The sequence below is a fragment of the Enterococcus sp. DIV1096b genome (genome assembly GCF_050498765.1).
Lineage (GTDB): Bacteria > Bacillota > Bacilli > Lactobacillales > Enterococcaceae > Enterococcus_D > Enterococcus_D entomosocium.
The window spans coordinates 2,378,895-2,394,117 of record NZ_JBMHEK010000001.1 but is presented as its reverse complement, the minus strand read 5'-3'; the positions used below and the strand labels follow the sequence as shown (position 1 = coordinate 2,394,117).

The 15,223-nt window shown below is 44.0% G+C and carries 16 protein-coding genes; 15 read left to right on the top strand and 1 reads right to left on the bottom strand.

The window, feature by feature from the left end; genetic code table 11:
• Nucleotides 1-94 precede the first annotated feature (94 nt).
• The 15 genes from IGJ17_RS11315 (at nucleotide 95) to IGJ17_RS11245 (ending at nucleotide 14,334) form a co-directional block, all read left to right on the top strand.
• Nucleotides 95-865 carry a TatD family hydrolase gene (locus IGJ17_RS11315; protein WP_429961400.1) on the top strand — a complete coding sequence of 257 codons (771 nt, stop codon included), beginning with the start codon at nucleotides 95-97 and terminating at the stop codon, nucleotides 863-865.
• Nucleotides 858-1,430: a ribonuclease M5 gene (gene rnmV / locus IGJ17_RS11310; RefSeq protein WP_005234813.1), complete on the top strand. Its 573-nt coding sequence runs from the start codon at nucleotides 858-860 to the stop codon at nucleotides 1,428-1,430. The genes IGJ17_RS11315 and rnmV overlap by 8 nt, the downstream gene beginning before the upstream one ends.
• The gene (gene rsmA, locus IGJ17_RS11305) at nucleotides 1,427-2,314 is read left to right on the top strand and encodes a 16S rRNA (adenine(1518)-N(6)/adenine(1519)-N(6))-dimethyltransferase RsmA (protein ID WP_005234815.1); all 888 of its coding nucleotides are present in this window, start codon (nucleotides 1,427-1,429) and stop codon (nucleotides 2,312-2,314) included. The genes rnmV and rsmA overlap by 4 nt, the downstream gene beginning before the upstream one ends.
• A gap of 118 nt (nucleotides 2,315-2,432) precedes the next feature.
• Nucleotides 2,433-3,044 (top strand): hypothetical protein, encoded by a 612-nt coding sequence (locus IGJ17_RS11300; protein WP_005225537.1) that lies wholly within the window; start codon nucleotides 2,433-2,435, stop codon nucleotides 3,042-3,044.
• Nucleotides 3,045-3,182: 138 nt separating this feature from the next.
• Nucleotides 3,183-3,953: a C39 family peptidase gene (locus tag IGJ17_RS11295; protein ID WP_016613561.1), complete on the top strand. Its 771-nt coding sequence runs from the start codon at nucleotides 3,183-3,185 to the stop codon at nucleotides 3,951-3,953.
• A gap of 399 nt (nucleotides 3,954-4,352) precedes the next feature.
• Nucleotides 4,353-5,321 carry a homoserine O-succinyltransferase gene (locus IGJ17_RS11290; RefSeq protein ID WP_429961399.1) on the top strand — a complete coding sequence of 323 codons (969 nt, stop codon included), beginning with the start codon at nucleotides 4,353-4,355 and terminating at the stop codon, nucleotides 5,319-5,321.
• Complete coding sequence (locus IGJ17_RS11285) at nucleotides 5,311-6,510, top strand: MalY/PatB family protein (RefSeq protein WP_429961398.1); 1,200 nt, start codon at nucleotides 5,311-5,313, stop codon at nucleotides 6,508-6,510. Before IGJ17_RS11290 ends, IGJ17_RS11285 begins: the two co-directional genes overlap by 11 nt.
• Nucleotides 6,500-7,594, top strand: coding sequence for an aminotransferase class I/II-fold pyridoxal phosphate-dependent enzyme (locus IGJ17_RS11280; RefSeq protein ID WP_429961397.1), 1,095 nt, complete (start codon nucleotides 6,500-6,502; stop codon nucleotides 7,592-7,594). The genes IGJ17_RS11285 and IGJ17_RS11280 overlap by 11 nt, the downstream gene beginning before the upstream one ends.
• A 255-nt stretch (nucleotides 7,595-7,849) precedes the next feature.
• On the top strand, nucleotides 7,850-8,680 hold the full coding sequence (locus IGJ17_RS11275) for a MetQ/NlpA family ABC transporter substrate-binding protein (RefSeq protein WP_005234826.1): 831 nt from the start codon (nucleotides 7,850-7,852) through the stop codon (nucleotides 8,678-8,680).
• Nucleotides 8,681-8,730: 50 nt separating this feature from the next.
• Nucleotides 8,731-10,311: an ABC transporter substrate-binding protein gene (locus tag IGJ17_RS11270; RefSeq protein WP_275626584.1), complete on the top strand. Its 1,581-nt coding sequence runs from the start codon at nucleotides 8,731-8,733 to the stop codon at nucleotides 10,309-10,311.
• A 72-nt stretch (nucleotides 10,312-10,383) separates the two neighbouring features.
• Nucleotides 10,384-11,343, top strand: a complete 960-nt coding sequence (locus tag IGJ17_RS11265) for an ABC transporter permease (protein ID WP_005234830.1) — start codon at nucleotides 10,384-10,386, stop codon at nucleotides 11,341-11,343.
• Nucleotides 11,343-12,173 carry an ABC transporter permease gene (locus IGJ17_RS11260; protein ID WP_429961396.1) on the top strand — a complete coding sequence of 277 codons (831 nt, stop codon included), beginning with the start codon at nucleotides 11,343-11,345 and terminating at the stop codon, nucleotides 12,171-12,173. The genes IGJ17_RS11265 and IGJ17_RS11260 overlap by 1 nt, the downstream gene beginning before the upstream one ends.
• A 3-nt stretch (nucleotides 12,174-12,176) precedes the next feature.
• Complete coding sequence (locus IGJ17_RS11255) at nucleotides 12,177-13,055, top strand: ABC transporter ATP-binding protein (RefSeq protein ID WP_061054391.1); 879 nt, start codon at nucleotides 12,177-12,179, stop codon at nucleotides 13,053-13,055.
• The gene (locus IGJ17_RS11250) at nucleotides 13,055-13,945 is read left to right on the top strand and encodes an ATP-binding cassette domain-containing protein (protein WP_008378908.1); all 891 of its coding nucleotides are present in this window, start codon (nucleotides 13,055-13,057) and stop codon (nucleotides 13,943-13,945) included. The genes IGJ17_RS11255 and IGJ17_RS11250 overlap by 1 nt, the downstream gene beginning before the upstream one ends.
• Nucleotides 13,942-14,334: an OsmC family protein gene (locus IGJ17_RS11245; RefSeq protein WP_016621556.1), complete on the top strand. Its 393-nt coding sequence runs from the start codon at nucleotides 13,942-13,944 to the stop codon at nucleotides 14,332-14,334. Before IGJ17_RS11250 ends, IGJ17_RS11245 begins: the two co-directional genes overlap by 4 nt.
• A 54-nt stretch (nucleotides 14,335-14,388) precedes the next feature.
• Here the strand turns inward: IGJ17_RS11245 and IGJ17_RS11240 are convergent, their stop codons facing one another.
• On the bottom strand, nucleotides 14,389-15,045 hold the full coding sequence (locus IGJ17_RS11240; RefSeq protein WP_086338474.1) for a Crp/Fnr family transcriptional regulator: 657 nt from the start codon (nucleotides 15,043-15,045) through the stop codon (nucleotides 14,389-14,391).
• Nucleotides 15,046-15,223 lie beyond the last annotated feature (178 nt).

The following is a 15,223-nucleotide window of genomic DNA, read 5'->3' as shown; positions in this document are numbered from 1 at the left end:
AAAGTTTTCTTAAACTGCTGAAAAAAGCGAAGAGGATTCGTTTCTTAAACCGTCAAAATATGCTAGAGTATAGAAGGACTAAGGAGGAGATTTCATGATTTTTGATTCTCATACACATTTGAATGCAGAACAGTTTAACGAAGACATTCCCGAAACCGTCGCCCGTGCGCATGAACTAGGAGTAACGGAGATGGCGGTCGTCGGTTTCGATCAGCCAACGATTGAAAAATCGTTAGCATTAAGCAAAGAATATCCTGGCATTTACAGCATTATCGGTTGGCATCCCACCGAAGCTGGTTCTTATACCCCACACGTAGAAACCTATTTGCAAGAGCGCTTGGAACGACCAAAAGTCGTTGCCCTAGGTGAAATCGGTTTAGACTACCACTGGATGGAAGATCCGAAAGAAGTTCAAGAAAAGGTCTTTCGTCGGCAAATGGCAATCGCTCGTGAACATCAGCTGCCCATCAGTATTCATACCCGTGAAGCCTTAGAAGATACCTATGCGATCTTAAAGGATGAAAAAGTCCAAACAATCGGTGGTATTATGCACAGCTTTAGTGGAGACGGAGAATGGGCGAAAAAGTTCTTGGATCTAGGAATGTACATTTCCTTTAGTGGTGTCGTGACCTTCAAAAAGGCTACGGAGGTACAAGAAGCTGCACTAATCGTGCCACAAGATCGGCTACTCGTTGAGACTGACGCGCCGTATTTAGCCCCTGTTCCTTATCGCGGCAAACGCAATGAACCCGGCTATACCCATTATGTGGTGGATAAAATCGCGGAGCTGCGGGAAGAAGCGGTCGCTGATGTTGCGGCCTACACGACAAAAAATGCCCACCGATTGTTTAGGATCAATGACTGATAAACCGAAAATCGAAGAAATCATTGTCGTCGAAGGCAAAGACGACACCCGTCGATTGCAAGAAGTGTTCGAAGTAGATACGATCGAAACGATCGGTTCAGCGATCGATGATACGATCCTTGATCAAATCGAGCATGCCCAAGAGACACGAGGGGTCATCGTGTTTACCGATCCCGATTTTTCGGGAGAAAAGATCCGCAAAATCATTATGGAAGTGGTTCCGGATGCCAAGCATGCCTTTTTACCGCGCAGTCAGGCAGCACCGAAAAGCAAAGGCAGTTTGGGCGTGGAACACGCCAGCCATGAAGCATTGAAAGAAGCCTTGCGAAAAGTCGTAACCCCGATTGCTTCAAATGAAGTCAGTGAAGGAACCATTGATCGCCAACAGTTATTAGCGTATGGCTTGATCGCAGGCGCTGGAGCAAAAGAGAAACGAGAGCGGCTAGGAGATCTTTTACGCATCGGCTATACGAACGGCAAACAATTAGAGAAGCGGCTGGCAATGTTTCGTATCACCGATGCAGAGTTGGCAGAAGCTATGAAAACAGTGGAGGAAGAATTGTGAAGGAAGAACGGGATATAGCAACCCCCTCAAGAACCAAAGAGATTTTAGCGAAACATGGCTTTACCTTTAAAAAAAGTTTAGGACAAAACTTCTTAACAGAACCGAATATTTTACGGAAAATCGTAGAAACAGCAGGCATCGACGAAACGACAAACGTCATTGAGGTTGGACCTGGAATCGGTGCGCTGACCGAACAGTTGGCAAAACAGGCCAAGCAAGTGTTGGCGTTTGAAATCGATGATCGGTTGATCCCTGTATTAGCTGATACGATGCAGCCTTACGCAAACGTAAAGATCATTCATCAAGATGTCTTGCAAGCAGACCTATCAACGACCATTCGGTCAGAATTCAGCGATACGGCTGCTTCATTAAAAGTTGTCGCAAATCTGCCTTATTATATTACTACGCCTATCATGATGCACTTTTTAGAGTCTCAGGTACCAGTAGATGAAATGGTCGTGATGATGCAAAAAGAAGTGGCTGATCGAATCTCAGCAGTTCCCGGGACCAAAGCCTATGGCTCGTTGTCGATCGCTGTGCAATACTACATGGAAGCAAAACTGGCATTCATCGTCCCGAAAACCGTTTTTGTACCCCAACCGAATGTTGATTCGGCTATTTTGAAATTGACGCGCCGTCCACAACCAGCGGTCGCAGTCACCGATGAAAAAGAGTTCTTTAAATTAACGAAAGCAGCCTTTCAGTTGCGTCGTAAAACCCTTTGGAACAATTTGCAAAATAGCTATGGAAAAGATGAAGAAACCAAACAGTGGTTGGCAGACAGTTTAGAAGCAAGTGGGATCGATCCGAAACGTCGTGGAGAAACGCTGTCGTTAGCGGAATTTGCCAAATTAAGCAATGAAATGCAAGCGCGCAAAGGATAACTTCTATAAAAACGGATGTTGAATAAACATTCGTTTTTTTGTGTCTTGACACCTTGTGGAAATACCAGTAGAATAAGCAAGACAGAACTGTCATGACACATTGAAGGGGAGAGTATAAATGAAAAATCATTCCATCCGCCATTTAACGATCGCTGCATTGTTAATAGGCATGGGGATCGTCATTCCCATGGTAATGCCCAAAATCGTCATCGGACCTGCATCTTTTACCTTAGCTAGCCATGTTCCCGTATTTGTGGCGATGTTCTTTTCACCAGCGATGGCGATCGCTGTAGCTTTAGGAACGACCTTTGGCTTTTTCTTAACACTACCACCAATCATTGCATTACGGGCATTGTCCCATGTTGTTTTTGCAGTCATCGGTGCCTTTTATTTACAGAAGCACCCAGATATTTTACTGAAAAATGGCAAACCCTCTTTATTGAATATCAAATTTCAGAGCTTTAACTTGATTATCGGACTGATTCATTCTGCCGTTGAAATGGCAGTCGTTGCCGCCTTTTACTTCACAGGAAATGTACCAGGGACAGCATTCGATGGCAATTTCTACTATTTCTTGTTCGTTTTGATGGGGATCGGTGGCTTGATCCATAGCTTGATCGATTTCAATTTGGCTTATTTTGTTGCAGGTGCCTTAAGCAAACAATTTGATATTCGTTCGTTTTCAAAAGCAAAAGGACGCTTTATTCAGAAACAGAAGAAAGCGGCATAAGCGCCAGTTTGAATAGACCCGCTGCGTAAACGGGTCTATTTTTTTGTGTTTAGATTAAGAAAATACTCCCTCTTAAAACGTTTATTATAGTGAAATAATAAACAGAAATAAGTTATAATATAAAAGAGGAGGAAGTAGATGAAGAAGAAAAAGTTAAAACGGTTACTTTTAGGTATGTTCGTCTTGATGCTCTTCTTTCTGCTGATTTTTTATGACAGTAAGAATGGGCAGTCCCCCTTTGAAAAGATAGAGGATGAATTGACACTAGCACTTTCGGATGAAGAACAAACACCAGAGCCTGAATACAGTGACGTTATTCAATTGGACGTTCCGTTAGAAAATCAATTCGATGAAGTTACGTTAGGAAATGGTTGTGAAGTAACGGCTTTATCGATGCTCTTGAATTTTTACGGATTTGATACCAATAAAAATCAATTGGCAGAAGAATTAGTGTATGTCCCACTTTATGAGGATTATAATCACCATGGAGATCCGCGAGAAGGCTTTGTTGGAAACATCTATGGCGGCGATAGCGCGATGGGTGTTGACGTAGAACCGATCACTGATGTCGCCGAAAGTATTGTAAAAGAGCAATATGAAGTCGTTAGTGGACGAGACAAAAGTTTTGATGAGATCGTCAAAGTCCTGCAATCTGGGAAACCAGTTTGGATGATCGCGACGTTAGAATTACAAGTACCTACCGATGCTGATTTCTTTCAATGGAATACCCAAAATGGCGAAATCCTTGTGACTGCATTGATCCATTCGGTAGTGATCACTGGCATCGATGGTGATACGATGTATGTCAACGACCCTTATGGGCATAAGGATCGCGAAGTCAGCAAAGAAGACTTAGCAGCGATCTATGAAAAAATGGGTCAGCAATACTTATATTTAGAAGAAATCTAAGAAAAAGTCTCAACTTGCCGTTGACAGTAAATGGAAAAACAATTATAATTTTTTAAAATTAAACAAAGAATTCGATAACGTTGAAGAGAAGAGTAGCAGATCAACAAAGGTACAGAGACTCCGGTTGGTGAAAAAGGAGACATGCGGTGATCAGTGAAGATGAGCTCTGAGTTTTTTTGTTGGTTCACGCCAGCAAAACGGCATGCGCCCGTTACAGCGCCAAGTATCATAGTGTACTGTTGAGGTGTTATTTGTGAGAATAGCACGAATTAGGGTGGTAACGCGCATCAAGTCGTCCCTTTTATCCATAAGGATAAAAGGGCGGCTTTTTTTGTTTTTCACAGCCGAAACTGTTCGCTTTCTCTTCAACAAGAAATTTATCTGTAAGGGGTTGAAGCAATGCCAATCATTATTCCCAAAGAATTACCCGCTGCAGCGGTCCTGCAAAAAGAAAATGTCTTTGCCTTACTGCAGCATAAAGCGGCGAAGCAAGAGATCCGTCCCTTGAAAATCGCGATCGTCAATTTGATGCCGAAAAAGATCGCTACAGAAAATCAGTTGTTGCGTTTACTTTCCCAAAGTCCACTGCAAATTGAGGCGACTTTACTAAAAATGAAATACCACGAAAGCAAAAACACCTCTGTCGATCACATGGAAAAGTTTTATCAAGAATTTTCAGTGATCCAGCCGCAACGATTCGATGGCTTGATCATCACCGGAGCCCCAGTTGAAAAAATGGCATTCGAAGCCATTGACTATTGGCAAGAACTACAAGAAATCATGGATTGGAGTCAGACGAATTGCACTTCAGTCCTACATATTTGCTGGGGGGCACAAGCGGGGCTTTATTACCATTACGGTATCGACAAAGTGTTGTACCAAAGCAAATTGTTCGGTGTCTTCGAACAAACAGTCACGCATTTTCATCCACTGGTTCGGGGCTTTGACGACGTCTTTTATACACCGCATTCGCGCTATACCGGCATCGATGAAGTCCAGCTCGTCCAAGCACCTTTAGAAATATTGGCAGCAGGTGTTGAAACAGGGCCTTCCATCTTCGTATCAGAAGATCATAAAAATGTTTTCTTGCTAGGACATTTTGAATACCATTCAACGACCTTGAATGAAGAGTACTTGCGAGACATGGAACGGGGCTTAGATACCGCATTGCCCAAAAATTACTTTGCCTATGACCGCTTAGGCGGAAAAATCACCAACCGTTGGCGAGGACATGCCTCTTTGTTTTTCAGCAATTGGATCAATGAAACCTATTTGCGAACGCCGTATGACCTGTCCGTCACGCCCACGAAAGAAGGCTATCGGATCGGTAGCGAGCCAGAAGGTCGGGTGAGTATCAATGACGATTGAGCATTTTCTCTCCCACTATGCCAGGCAGCGAAAAGGCACCAATTCTTTAAAATGGGATCTTGTCGATCAACGGTTCCAAGGAGAAAAGCTTTTGCCTTTATGGGTAGCTGATATGGATTTTGCGGTGCCAAAGGCAGTGGAAGAAGCCTTGCAGCAACTGGTTGCTCAAGGAACCTTTGGCTATGCGATTCCCCCCTCAGGCTATTTTTTAGCCTATCAAGCTTGGCAAGATCGCCACTGGGGGACGAAATTCGAAGAAAAATGGCTCTCGTTTTCCACAGGGGTCGTCCAATCTTTGGTTGATTTGCTTCATTGTTTCACAGAACGAGACGATGGCATCTTGATCCAGCCGCCCGTCTATTATCCCTTTTTTGACAGCATCAAAGAGACGAAAAGGCGCTTGATAGAAGCACCCTTGCAAAAGGTGAAGAATTCCTATCAAATCGATTTTGCTGCTTTTGAAGCCAAAATCATTGAAGAAAAAGTGAAACTATTTATTCTCTGCTCCCCCCACAATCCAGTAGGGCGGGTCTGGCAAGAGAAAGAACTGCATCAGTTATTGGCCATTTGCCAAAAACGTGAGGTTGTCGTGATCGCCGACGAGATCCATCGTGAACTGATACTCGGTGAGCAGCAATTTGTTTCAGCCGTGACAGTGGCACAGGGGTTCGGCTTTGAGAAGCTGATCGTTCTGGATTCGCCCTCAAAAACCTTCAACTTAGCAGGATTATTACTCTCTCATGTTTGGATTCCTGATTTAGAGATGCGCAGAGCCTATCAGGCTTGGTGCCGACAATACAAGCAGACGGAAGTCAATCGTTTGGGATTGGTGGCTGCGAAAGCCGCGTATGAATCGGGGGATCAATGGCTAGATGACCTGCTTTTGGTGGTTGCTGCCAATGAACAAATGGTCCGCCAGCAACTGCAAGAAGCATTTCCCAAAATTGAGCTCCTGCCATTAGAAGGAACCTATCTTCTCTGGGTCGATCTGCGGCAAGTCATCGCCAAAGAACGAACCAAGCACGTGATCCAAGATACTGCCGGTCTGGCAGTCGACTATGGGGAATGGTTTTCACAAGACGGTCAGGGCTTGATTCGTCTGAATCTTGCGACAACACCAACGATCATTCAAAAAGCCCTTGATCGTTTGATTGAGGCAATCAAAAAGGAGGAACGACATGACCATTGATACAGCAACTTTTCTCGCCCAATTAGGCAATCATTCGGATCAGCAAACCGGGGCGATCAGTCCGCCAATTTATCTTTCCACGACCTTTGCACATCCTGAATTGGGGCAAAGTACCGGCTATGATTATACTAGGACCAAAAATCCGACCCGGGATATTTTAGAAGCAGGCCTTGCCGAATTAGAAAAAGGGGCTCGGGCAGTAGTGACCAGTTCTGGCATGAGTGCGATCGCTTTGATTTTTGATTTATTTGCCAGCGGCAGCCGCTTTTTGGTTTCTCGTGACTTGTACGGCGGTAGCTTTCGCTATTTTGCGGAACTGGAAAAAAGCCAGCGGGCCTTTTTCCATACCTTCAGTACTTTAGCCGAATTAAGTGAAAAATTAACTGACGAGGTAACGGCTGTCTTCTTAGAGACCCCGACGAATCCTTTGATGACCGTGACGGATATTGCTGAAACCGCCAAGCTTGCTCACGAACAGGGGGCGCTATTGATCGTAGATAATACCTTTTTGACGCCCTTACGGCAGTTGCCCTTAGAAGATGGCGCGGATCTAGTGATCCATTCAGGTACCAAGTTCTTATCTGGTCACAATGATATTTTGGCAGGCGTCGTCATCGCAAAAGATGCGCAGCTGGGGGAGCGTTTGAACTATTTAGCCAATACTTCTGGCCCTACCTTGAGCAGCTTTGATACGTGGTTATTTATTCGTAGTTTAAAGACGCTGCCATTGCGCTTTGAACGGCAGGAAGCCAACGCCAAGGAAGTCGGCCGCTTTTTACGAGCCCATCCGGCGATCAAAGAGGTGCTTTATCCGAACGCCGGCGCGATGATCAGTATTCGGGTGCTTGATGAAACCAAAATCAGCGGCTTTTTAGCAGCATTACAGGTCTTTACCTTTGCGGAAAGCCTAGGTGGTGTGGAAAGTCTCATCACGTATCCAACGACACAGACCCACGCGGATATTCCTCAAGAGGTACGAGAATCTTATGGGTTGACGCCGGATCTTTTACGGATCTCCATTGGGATCGAAAGTAGTAAAGATTTGATCGATGACTTAGAAAATGCACTGAAGATATTCAAATAACCCGACCACAGATCAGTTAGTTAAAAACTTACTTTTGTAGAGTAATTTTATTGACAGTTTTAGTTGTATAGGATAAAGTTACACTACATATGAATAGTGAGTCCGATGTTTTCGGTTGACGGCAACAGGCATTTGCCATTTCTCCTTTGAAAAAACAATTTGTTTTGAGAAACAGAGGTGAAATTGGTCTAGTTGAGCAATACGTCAAGAAAATGGGACGATTGATCTGAGGAGGGAACAAAAGGGGAAAAAGGGATGAAAAGAAACGTAGTAAAGGGATTGGCAACAGGGGCTCTTGGATTGCTGGCATTGTTCAGCTTCGCCGCTTGCGGCAGCAGTCAAGCAGATGAGGAAGCCACCGTTGTCAAATTGGGTGTCGTGGGTGAGCAAAACGAAGCCTGGGAACATGTGCAGGAAGAATTGAAGGAAAACGAAAATATCGACTTGCAATTGGTGAAATTCACCGATTATCGTCAGCCAATCGTGGCGCTTGAGGATGGCTCAATTGACCTTCACGCAGCATTGACGGAGATTTTTATGGACAATGTCAACGAAGAAAGTGGTTATTCCAACACGACGATTGCCTATACGACATTAAACCCACTTGGTATTTATTCCGATAAAATCACCGATGTCAACGAATTGGCAGATGGTGCTACGGTGGCTTTACCCAATGATGTCTCAAATGAGAGCCGTGCACTATTACTCTTACAGACCGCCGGTTTGATCACTTTGGATGAATCAAAAGGTTTACTGCCAACAACCAGTGATGTCATTGACAATCCCAAAGCCCTGAAATTTGAGCTACTTGACTCCAATCAAACTGCTCGGGCAATGACCGATGTCGACATTTCTTTGATCAATAATGGCATGGCCGTCGATGCTGGTTTGGTTCCTACAGAAGATGCGATTTTCTTAGAACCTGTGGCTGATTCCTCCAAGCCTTATTATAATGTGATCGCTGCGCGAGCAGACGAAGCAGACAATGACGTTTACCAAACGGTCGTTCGATATTATCAGACCGATGAAGTAAAAGCAATCATCGAGGAAGTAACAAAGAAATCTAGTATACCTGTGTGGGAATAGAAAGTTAAAAACGACTATTACTATATAGGAACAGGAAGTAGGATGGAAAAATGATAAATTGGAAAAAAGGTTTAGCAAGTGTTGCCGTCGTTGGACTAGGATTTGTTCTAGCAGCCTGCGGTGGATCAAATACAGAAGAAACGTCAACCAGTAGTGCAGCTGGAGCTGGGGATGATTCAACATTCACTTATGCGATCAGCGGGGACCCATCGTCCACTAACCCGATCAACACCAGTGATCGTTGGGGATTGACAGTGACAAACATGATCTATTCTCCACTAGTTACAGTGGAAGCAGACGGAACAACAAAAAATGCGTTGGCAGAATCAGTGGAACCAGCTGAAGACGGCCTTTCATTGACAGTACATTTGAAACAAGATGTGAAATGGTCAGATGGCGAAGACTTTACCGCCGATGACGTTGTTTTCACATATGAACAAAAAGTCAAAAAAGAAAATGGCAATGCCGATTCCCTTTGGGTCGACGACCAACCAATCGCGATCGAAAAAGTGGATGAATACACCGTCAAATTCGTGTTGCCGACACCGAGTGCGGCAGCGATCAGCAATATTGCAACCGAAACATACATCATTCCCGAGCATATCTTTAAAGATGTTACCGACTTCTCTGTCAGTGAACTGCCTGAAAAACCAGTCGGCACTGGTCCGTATCAACTGAAAGAATACAAACGTGGTGAGTACTTTACTTTTGAAGCCAATGAAAACTATTATGGCGGCAAGCCTTCGATTCAAAATGTGACGTTGCGCATCATCGAAAGTACCGATACTGCGAAAGTCGCTTTGCAAAAAGGGGAAGTGGATGCAGCCGTTGTCTTGCCTTCAGATATTGAAGACTTAGATGATGAGCAGATCTCTGTTTATCCTTATACTGAAAACCGTGTTGGTTATCTAGGCTTGAACACTCACTCAGATGCTTTGCAAGATGTGAAAGTTCGACAAGCAGTTCTCTATGCGTTGAACAAAGATGAATTAAATCAAGCAGCATATTTAGATGAAGAGTATTATGCAACACCATATTCATTCTTGCCACCGAACAACCCATACGTCACTGATGATGTTGAAAAATATGAGACGAATGCTGAAAAAGCAAAAGAACTTTTACAAGAAGCTGGTGTGACTGATTTGTCATTGAATTTGGCTTTCAACTCAACCGATCCAGCCCAAACGATCCAAGCTACGTTGATCCAACAACAATTGCAACAAGCAGGCATAACGGTTACACTTGAAGGTGGCGATGGTACAGCGATCTTTACCGAGTTGAAGAAACCTGATTCAACGAAGTACAACTTATTCCTTGGCGGGTATATCATGGGAAATGACCCTGACTTATATGGCAGTCTATTTGAAACTGGCGGTAGTGCCAACTACTTCCAAAGCAATAGCGAAACCATTGACAATTTGTTTGCCCAAGCAGCAGTTGAATTAGACACGGACAAACGTGAAGCATTGTATGATGATTTGCAAAAGGCCATTGCTGACGAAGCGATCATTTACCCAATCGTTGACAACAAGAAAATCCTAGCGGTCAATAACCGAATTGGTAATGTAGAAGATGCAGGTTTGATCCCAATCTATACATTCGAAGATATGTCTAAATTGACAATCAAGTAAATCCATTGGCTGTGATAAAGAGGAATCTTTTTTATCACAGCTTTTTTCTATGAAAAAGAAAGTAGGTCAGTTATGTTTCGATACATTGCAAAACGAGTATTGCAAGCAATCCCTTTGCTGTTTGTGATCTCTTTTATCGTTTTTTCACTTATACATATCGCACCGTATGATGTGATCGACTCCATCACGACACCCAATATGTCGCAAGAGCAAATCGATCTTTTGCGGCAGCGCTATGGCTTGGATCAACCCTTTTTGGTTCAATATTTTCTTTGGATCAGAAATATTCTTACCGGTAATCTTGGATTTTCTTTGGTGTCTCAAAGTAGTATTTCACAAGAACTTGCGACTCGGATTCCCAATACCATGCGCCTAGTGATCCCCGCTTATTTGACTGCCTTGTTGTTGGCCATCATTTTGGGCCTGTTGGCTGCTGCCAACAAAGGAAAGATTTGGGATCGGATCATTGACGCTGTGGCATCTCTAGGAATCGCTGTGCCGACCTTCTGGTTTGCGATGATCTTGATTTATGTGTTTGGTTACTTATTAAATATGTTTCCAATCATTGGCATGTATACGGTCGGTAAAGAAGGGGATTTCGGCGATTTTCTGCAGCATTTTATTTTGCCTTATACCACATTGACAGTCGCCTTCTTTCCAGATTTGACGCGGTATATCCGCGCATCAGCGACACAACAAGTTTCAGAAGACTACGTGATGGTGCAACGGGCATTTCATGCCAGCAAATGGCAGATTTTCAGCCGTCATATTAGTCGAAATATTTTGATTCCCGTTGTCACCCAAATCGGCTTGGCGTTGCCAATGTTAGTTACCGGTGCGATCATTACAGAAACGATCTACGGCTGGCCGGGCGTCGGCCCTTACTTGATGAGTGCGACGAAAAGCCTCGATTATCCTGTGATCATGGCCATCATGCTGTTGTCAGCAACACTGGTCATCTTAGGGAATTTGTTAGCGGATGTATTATACTCCGTGGTTGATCCACGTATCCGTAAAGGAGGGAGTAAGTAATGAAACGTTTCAAAAAAATCAGTGAAGTCATGCTTGCTTCGCCCATCTATACCTTTTCTGTCGTTTTCCTGACGTTATTGATTATTTTGTCGCTTGTTGCACCTTTGATCCCCATCGATCCTAATGCAACGGATGTCAGCAACATGTCACAGCCGCCGAGTTGGTCTCATTTATTTGGAACCGATGAAGTGGGGCGAGATTACTTTATTCGGGTCGTCTACGGCGGTCGGGTATCATTGTTTGTAGGTGTTTTGGCAATGATCACAGCGACGTTTATTGGGACTCTTGTCGGTCTTGTTTCTGGCTACTTTGGCGGTTGGATCGACAACCTGCTGATGCGGCTCGTCGATGTATTGTCATCGATTCCTTGGTTGGTGTTAGTGATCGTTTTGAGCGTCTTTTTACGTCCCGGACTAACCACGATTATTATTGTGATCGGTGGCTTCTCCTGGATGAACATCGCTCGTTTGATTCGTGGTGAAACGTTAGCGGTGAAAGAACGGGAATATGTCGCTTACGGGAAATTTATCGGACGTTCTTCATTTAGTATTATCGTGAAGCATGTTTTCCCAGCAGTGCTTCCTACCTTGATCGTTGCGGCATCTGCAAGTATTTCAGGAGCGATCATGACCGAATCGGCTTTGAGTTTTCTAGGCTTAGGAATACAGCAACCGATGGCTTCGTGGGGCAGTCTGTTGCAAAACGCGCAAAACAGCTTGCAGCGGGCACCATACATGGCGATTCTTCCAGGGCTCTTTGTTATTTTCACCATCTATTCCTTTAACAATATCGGCGACATGATCAAACATGTCTTGCAGAGAGAGGTGTGACCGATGAAGACAGAGTTATTAGCGATCGAAGCGTTGAATGTGACATTTCAAAGCAAAACCGGTCCGAAACCGTTAGTAAAAAATCTTGATCTGGTAATTCCTAAGGGCAAAGTCGTTGGGATCGTTGGCGAATCTGGCAGCGGCAAAAGTATGACCATGAAAAGCGTCATGGATCTTTTGCCTGATAAAGTGACCGATCACTATACCAGTTATACATTTGAAGGAACAGCAGTGACCGATCGTCGAACATTACCGATCGCCATGATTTTTCAAGACCCGATGACTTCGTTAAATCCTTTGCGCACGATTGGCTATCATTTGATCGAAGTGATTCGCCGCTCACAAAAAGTATCGAAAAAAGCAGCACAAGAAATCGCCGTCAAAGAGTTAGAAAAAGTCGGCATACCTTTTCCAGCACAACGCATGAAACAATATCCTCATGAGCTATCTGGGGGGATGCGTCAGCGGGTGATGATTGCCATGGCTTTGTTGGCGCAACCGAAATTGCTGATCGCAGATGAACCGACAACGGCTTTAGATGTGACGATCCAAGCACAGATTTTGGCATTGATCAAAAACCTGCAAAGAGAGAACCAGCTTTCCGTCGTCCTTGTGACCCATGACTTTGGGGTCGTTGCAGGAATGTGCGACTTTATTAAAGTGATGTATCAAGGCCGAGTCGTGGAAGAAGGAACTACGGAAGAAATTTTTTATCAGCCGGAACATCCTTATACGAAACAATTATTGCAGGCGGCCCATTTAGGCGACAAGCATGCCGAATTAAAAGTCTTTGACTATCATGAGACATTGGCAGATGAACTGCAAGAAACGCAACTATCTAAGACACATCGCGTCTGGCGCAATCAGGAGGTGACAGAATAATGGAAGAACTGATTCGCGTAGAACATGCGACGAAAATCTTTCGCAGTAAAAACTGGCGCGGCACTGTCAGTGAAGTCCGAGCGGTCGAAGATGTCAGCCTTACGATCCATCGGGGCGAGACATTGGGGCTAGTGGGGGAATCTGGGAGTGGGAAAACCACTTTAGGACGCAGTATTTTAAATTTAGAGACCTTAACAAGCGGGGAGATTTTCTTTGAAGGCAAAGAGATAACAGCATTGACGGCAGAAGATCGCAAAGCAGCGTATCAGCAAATGCAGATCATTTTCCAAGATCCGTATTCATCATTGAATCCCCGTATGACAGCACTTGAACTGGTGATGGAGCCGTTGTATCATGAAACGAAAGATGCTGCTCGAGCGAAAGCCAAAGAAATCTTAGCGATCGTCGGGATCACCGGTGATGATGTTCATAAACTGCCTCGCAGTTTCAGCGGCGGACAACGGCAACGGATCGGTATCGCTCGTGCGGTGGTCAATCGCCCGGCGTTCGTCTTGTGTGACGAACCGACTTCGGCATTAGATGTCTCCATTCAGGCTCAGATCATCCAATTGCTGCTGCGTCTACAAAAAGAGTTTTCATTGTCTTATTTATTCATTTCCCATGACTTGTCCGTGATTCGTCATATCAGTGATCGAACAGCCGTCATGTATCAAGGGAAATTAGTTGAATTGGCACCTACCGATCGTTTGTTTGAAAATCCGCTGCATCCTTACACGAAGAAATTATTAGCAGCAGCTCCGATCGCTGATCCTGTGTTAGCAAGAGGTGCGATGGAACAAACGGAAATTCAAAGCACGATTACTTTGACACCATTGTATGAATGGGTCGAAGTTGAACCAGATCATTTTGTGAGGAGAGAAAAACGATGACAGTAGAAACATTGACGATCCATCAAGGAAGCGACAAATTTGAAATGACGACCCCAACTGGCAATTGGGTGTTAGCACGGGAAAAAGGCTATTCGCCAGTCCAAATGCTTGTGAGTGCGGTAGCTGCTTGCGGCGGCTATGTATACGCATCCGTCTTAGAGAATTCAAAGGTTGAAGCAGAAATCGAAAAGATCGAAGTCAGCTATGACCGAGACGACAATAAAAAAGCCCAACCAGTCAGTGCTATCCAAATTCAGTTTTATGCGAAAATCGCCGAAGCTGATCATGACAAAGCGACCCGTTGCCTAAAACTCGTTTCACCAAATTGCCCCGTGATCCAATCGTTAGATCCAACGATCGAAGTGACGGAAACGGTGACGTTTATTTAATCGAAAAAAGACTTTGTGTGCCTGAAACCAAAAGGCGTACAAAGTCTTTTTTGATCAATAAATAATATTCTCCCGAATAAAGTCGATATCTGTCACTAATAGTTTGCGATCGACACTTTTTAGGGCGCCAGATTCTCGTAATTTTTGCATCATTCGATTGACACTGCTGGCAGAGGTAATGCCGCAAAAGCGAGCGATCTCCTCATTGGTGACTTCAAAGTCAATCAAGACACCATCTGTTGTCTGGATTCCGAACGTTTCATACAGCTCATTGATTTGGGTACAGACAGCACCAAATTTGCCGTTCATCAGCATTTGCTGCATCTTTTTCATCGTATCCATCAAGTTTCTCCGATAATACTCTTTGACATAATCCTGTAGCAGACGGTCACGATTGACATCTGCCCAAAATTGATCCCGCACGATTTTGTATAATTCGGCTTCTTCTGATTCAACCCGCACATTAAAAGGGGCTTCGACTTCTTGAGAGGATTCGTCTTTAAACAAAGAGACGATCTCGAAATCCGTCAAATAGCGCAAGTTGAATTCGCGCCCTTCATGGGTCACTACGCTAGTTTTGATGATGCCTTTTTTTAAAATATAGACGTACCGATCCGGGATCCCCTCATACGTCAAGTAACTCTTTTTCTTACGGATAACGATCGGTATTGCTTGTTTTTCTAAATAATCACGTAATATCTGTTTTTCCACCCGCGTTACTCCTTCACTTGATGCCAACCCAACATTTTCTGAAAAAAAGATGAAATATCCTCTATTCAAGCTTCATTAAAAGACATTTCTAGTGAAAAAGCAATAACAAATGTTAATGTTTCTTGTTAATGCTCTTTTTTAACAGCAAAAGCGCATTTCAAGTAGAGGAAGTTTCGGT

Coding starts and splice junctions, on each gene's coding strand:
- IGJ17_RS11315 (WP_429961400.1), top strand. CDS start 95: ATGATTTTTGATTCTCATACACATTTGAATGCAGAACAGTTTAACGAA.
- rnmV (WP_005234813.1), top strand. CDS start 858: ATGACTGATAAACCGAAAATCGAAGAAATCATTGTCGTCGAAGGCAAA.
- IGJ17_RS11300 (WP_005225537.1), top strand. CDS start 2,433: ATGAAAAATCATTCCATCCGCCATTTAACGATCGCTGCATTGTTAATA.
- IGJ17_RS11295 (WP_016613561.1), top strand. CDS start 3,183: ATGAAGAAGAAAAAGTTAAAACGGTTACTTTTAGGTATGTTCGTCTTG.
- IGJ17_RS11290 (WP_429961399.1), top strand. CDS start 4,353: ATGCCAATCATTATTCCCAAAGAATTACCCGCTGCAGCGGTCCTGCAA.
- IGJ17_RS11285 (WP_429961398.1), top strand. CDS start 5,311: ATGACGATTGAGCATTTTCTCTCCCACTATGCCAGGCAGCGAAAAGGC.
- IGJ17_RS11280 (WP_429961397.1), top strand. CDS start 6,500: ATGACCATTGATACAGCAACTTTTCTCGCCCAATTAGGCAATCATTCG.
- IGJ17_RS11275 (WP_005234826.1), top strand. CDS start 7,850: ATGAAAAGAAACGTAGTAAAGGGATTGGCAACAGGGGCTCTTGGATTG.
- IGJ17_RS11270 (WP_275626584.1), top strand. CDS start 8,731: ATGATAAATTGGAAAAAAGGTTTAGCAAGTGTTGCCGTCGTTGGACTA.
- IGJ17_RS11265 (WP_005234830.1), top strand. CDS start 10,384: ATGTTTCGATACATTGCAAAACGAGTATTGCAAGCAATCCCTTTGCTG.
- IGJ17_RS11260 (WP_429961396.1), top strand. CDS start 11,343: ATGAAACGTTTCAAAAAAATCAGTGAAGTCATGCTTGCTTCGCCCATC.
- IGJ17_RS11255 (WP_061054391.1), top strand. CDS start 12,177: ATGAAGACAGAGTTATTAGCGATCGAAGCGTTGAATGTGACATTTCAA.
- IGJ17_RS11250 (WP_008378908.1), top strand. CDS start 13,055: ATGGAAGAACTGATTCGCGTAGAACATGCGACGAAAATCTTTCGCAGT.
- IGJ17_RS11245 (WP_016621556.1), top strand. CDS start 13,942: ATGACAGTAGAAACATTGACGATCCATCAAGGAAGCGACAAATTTGAA.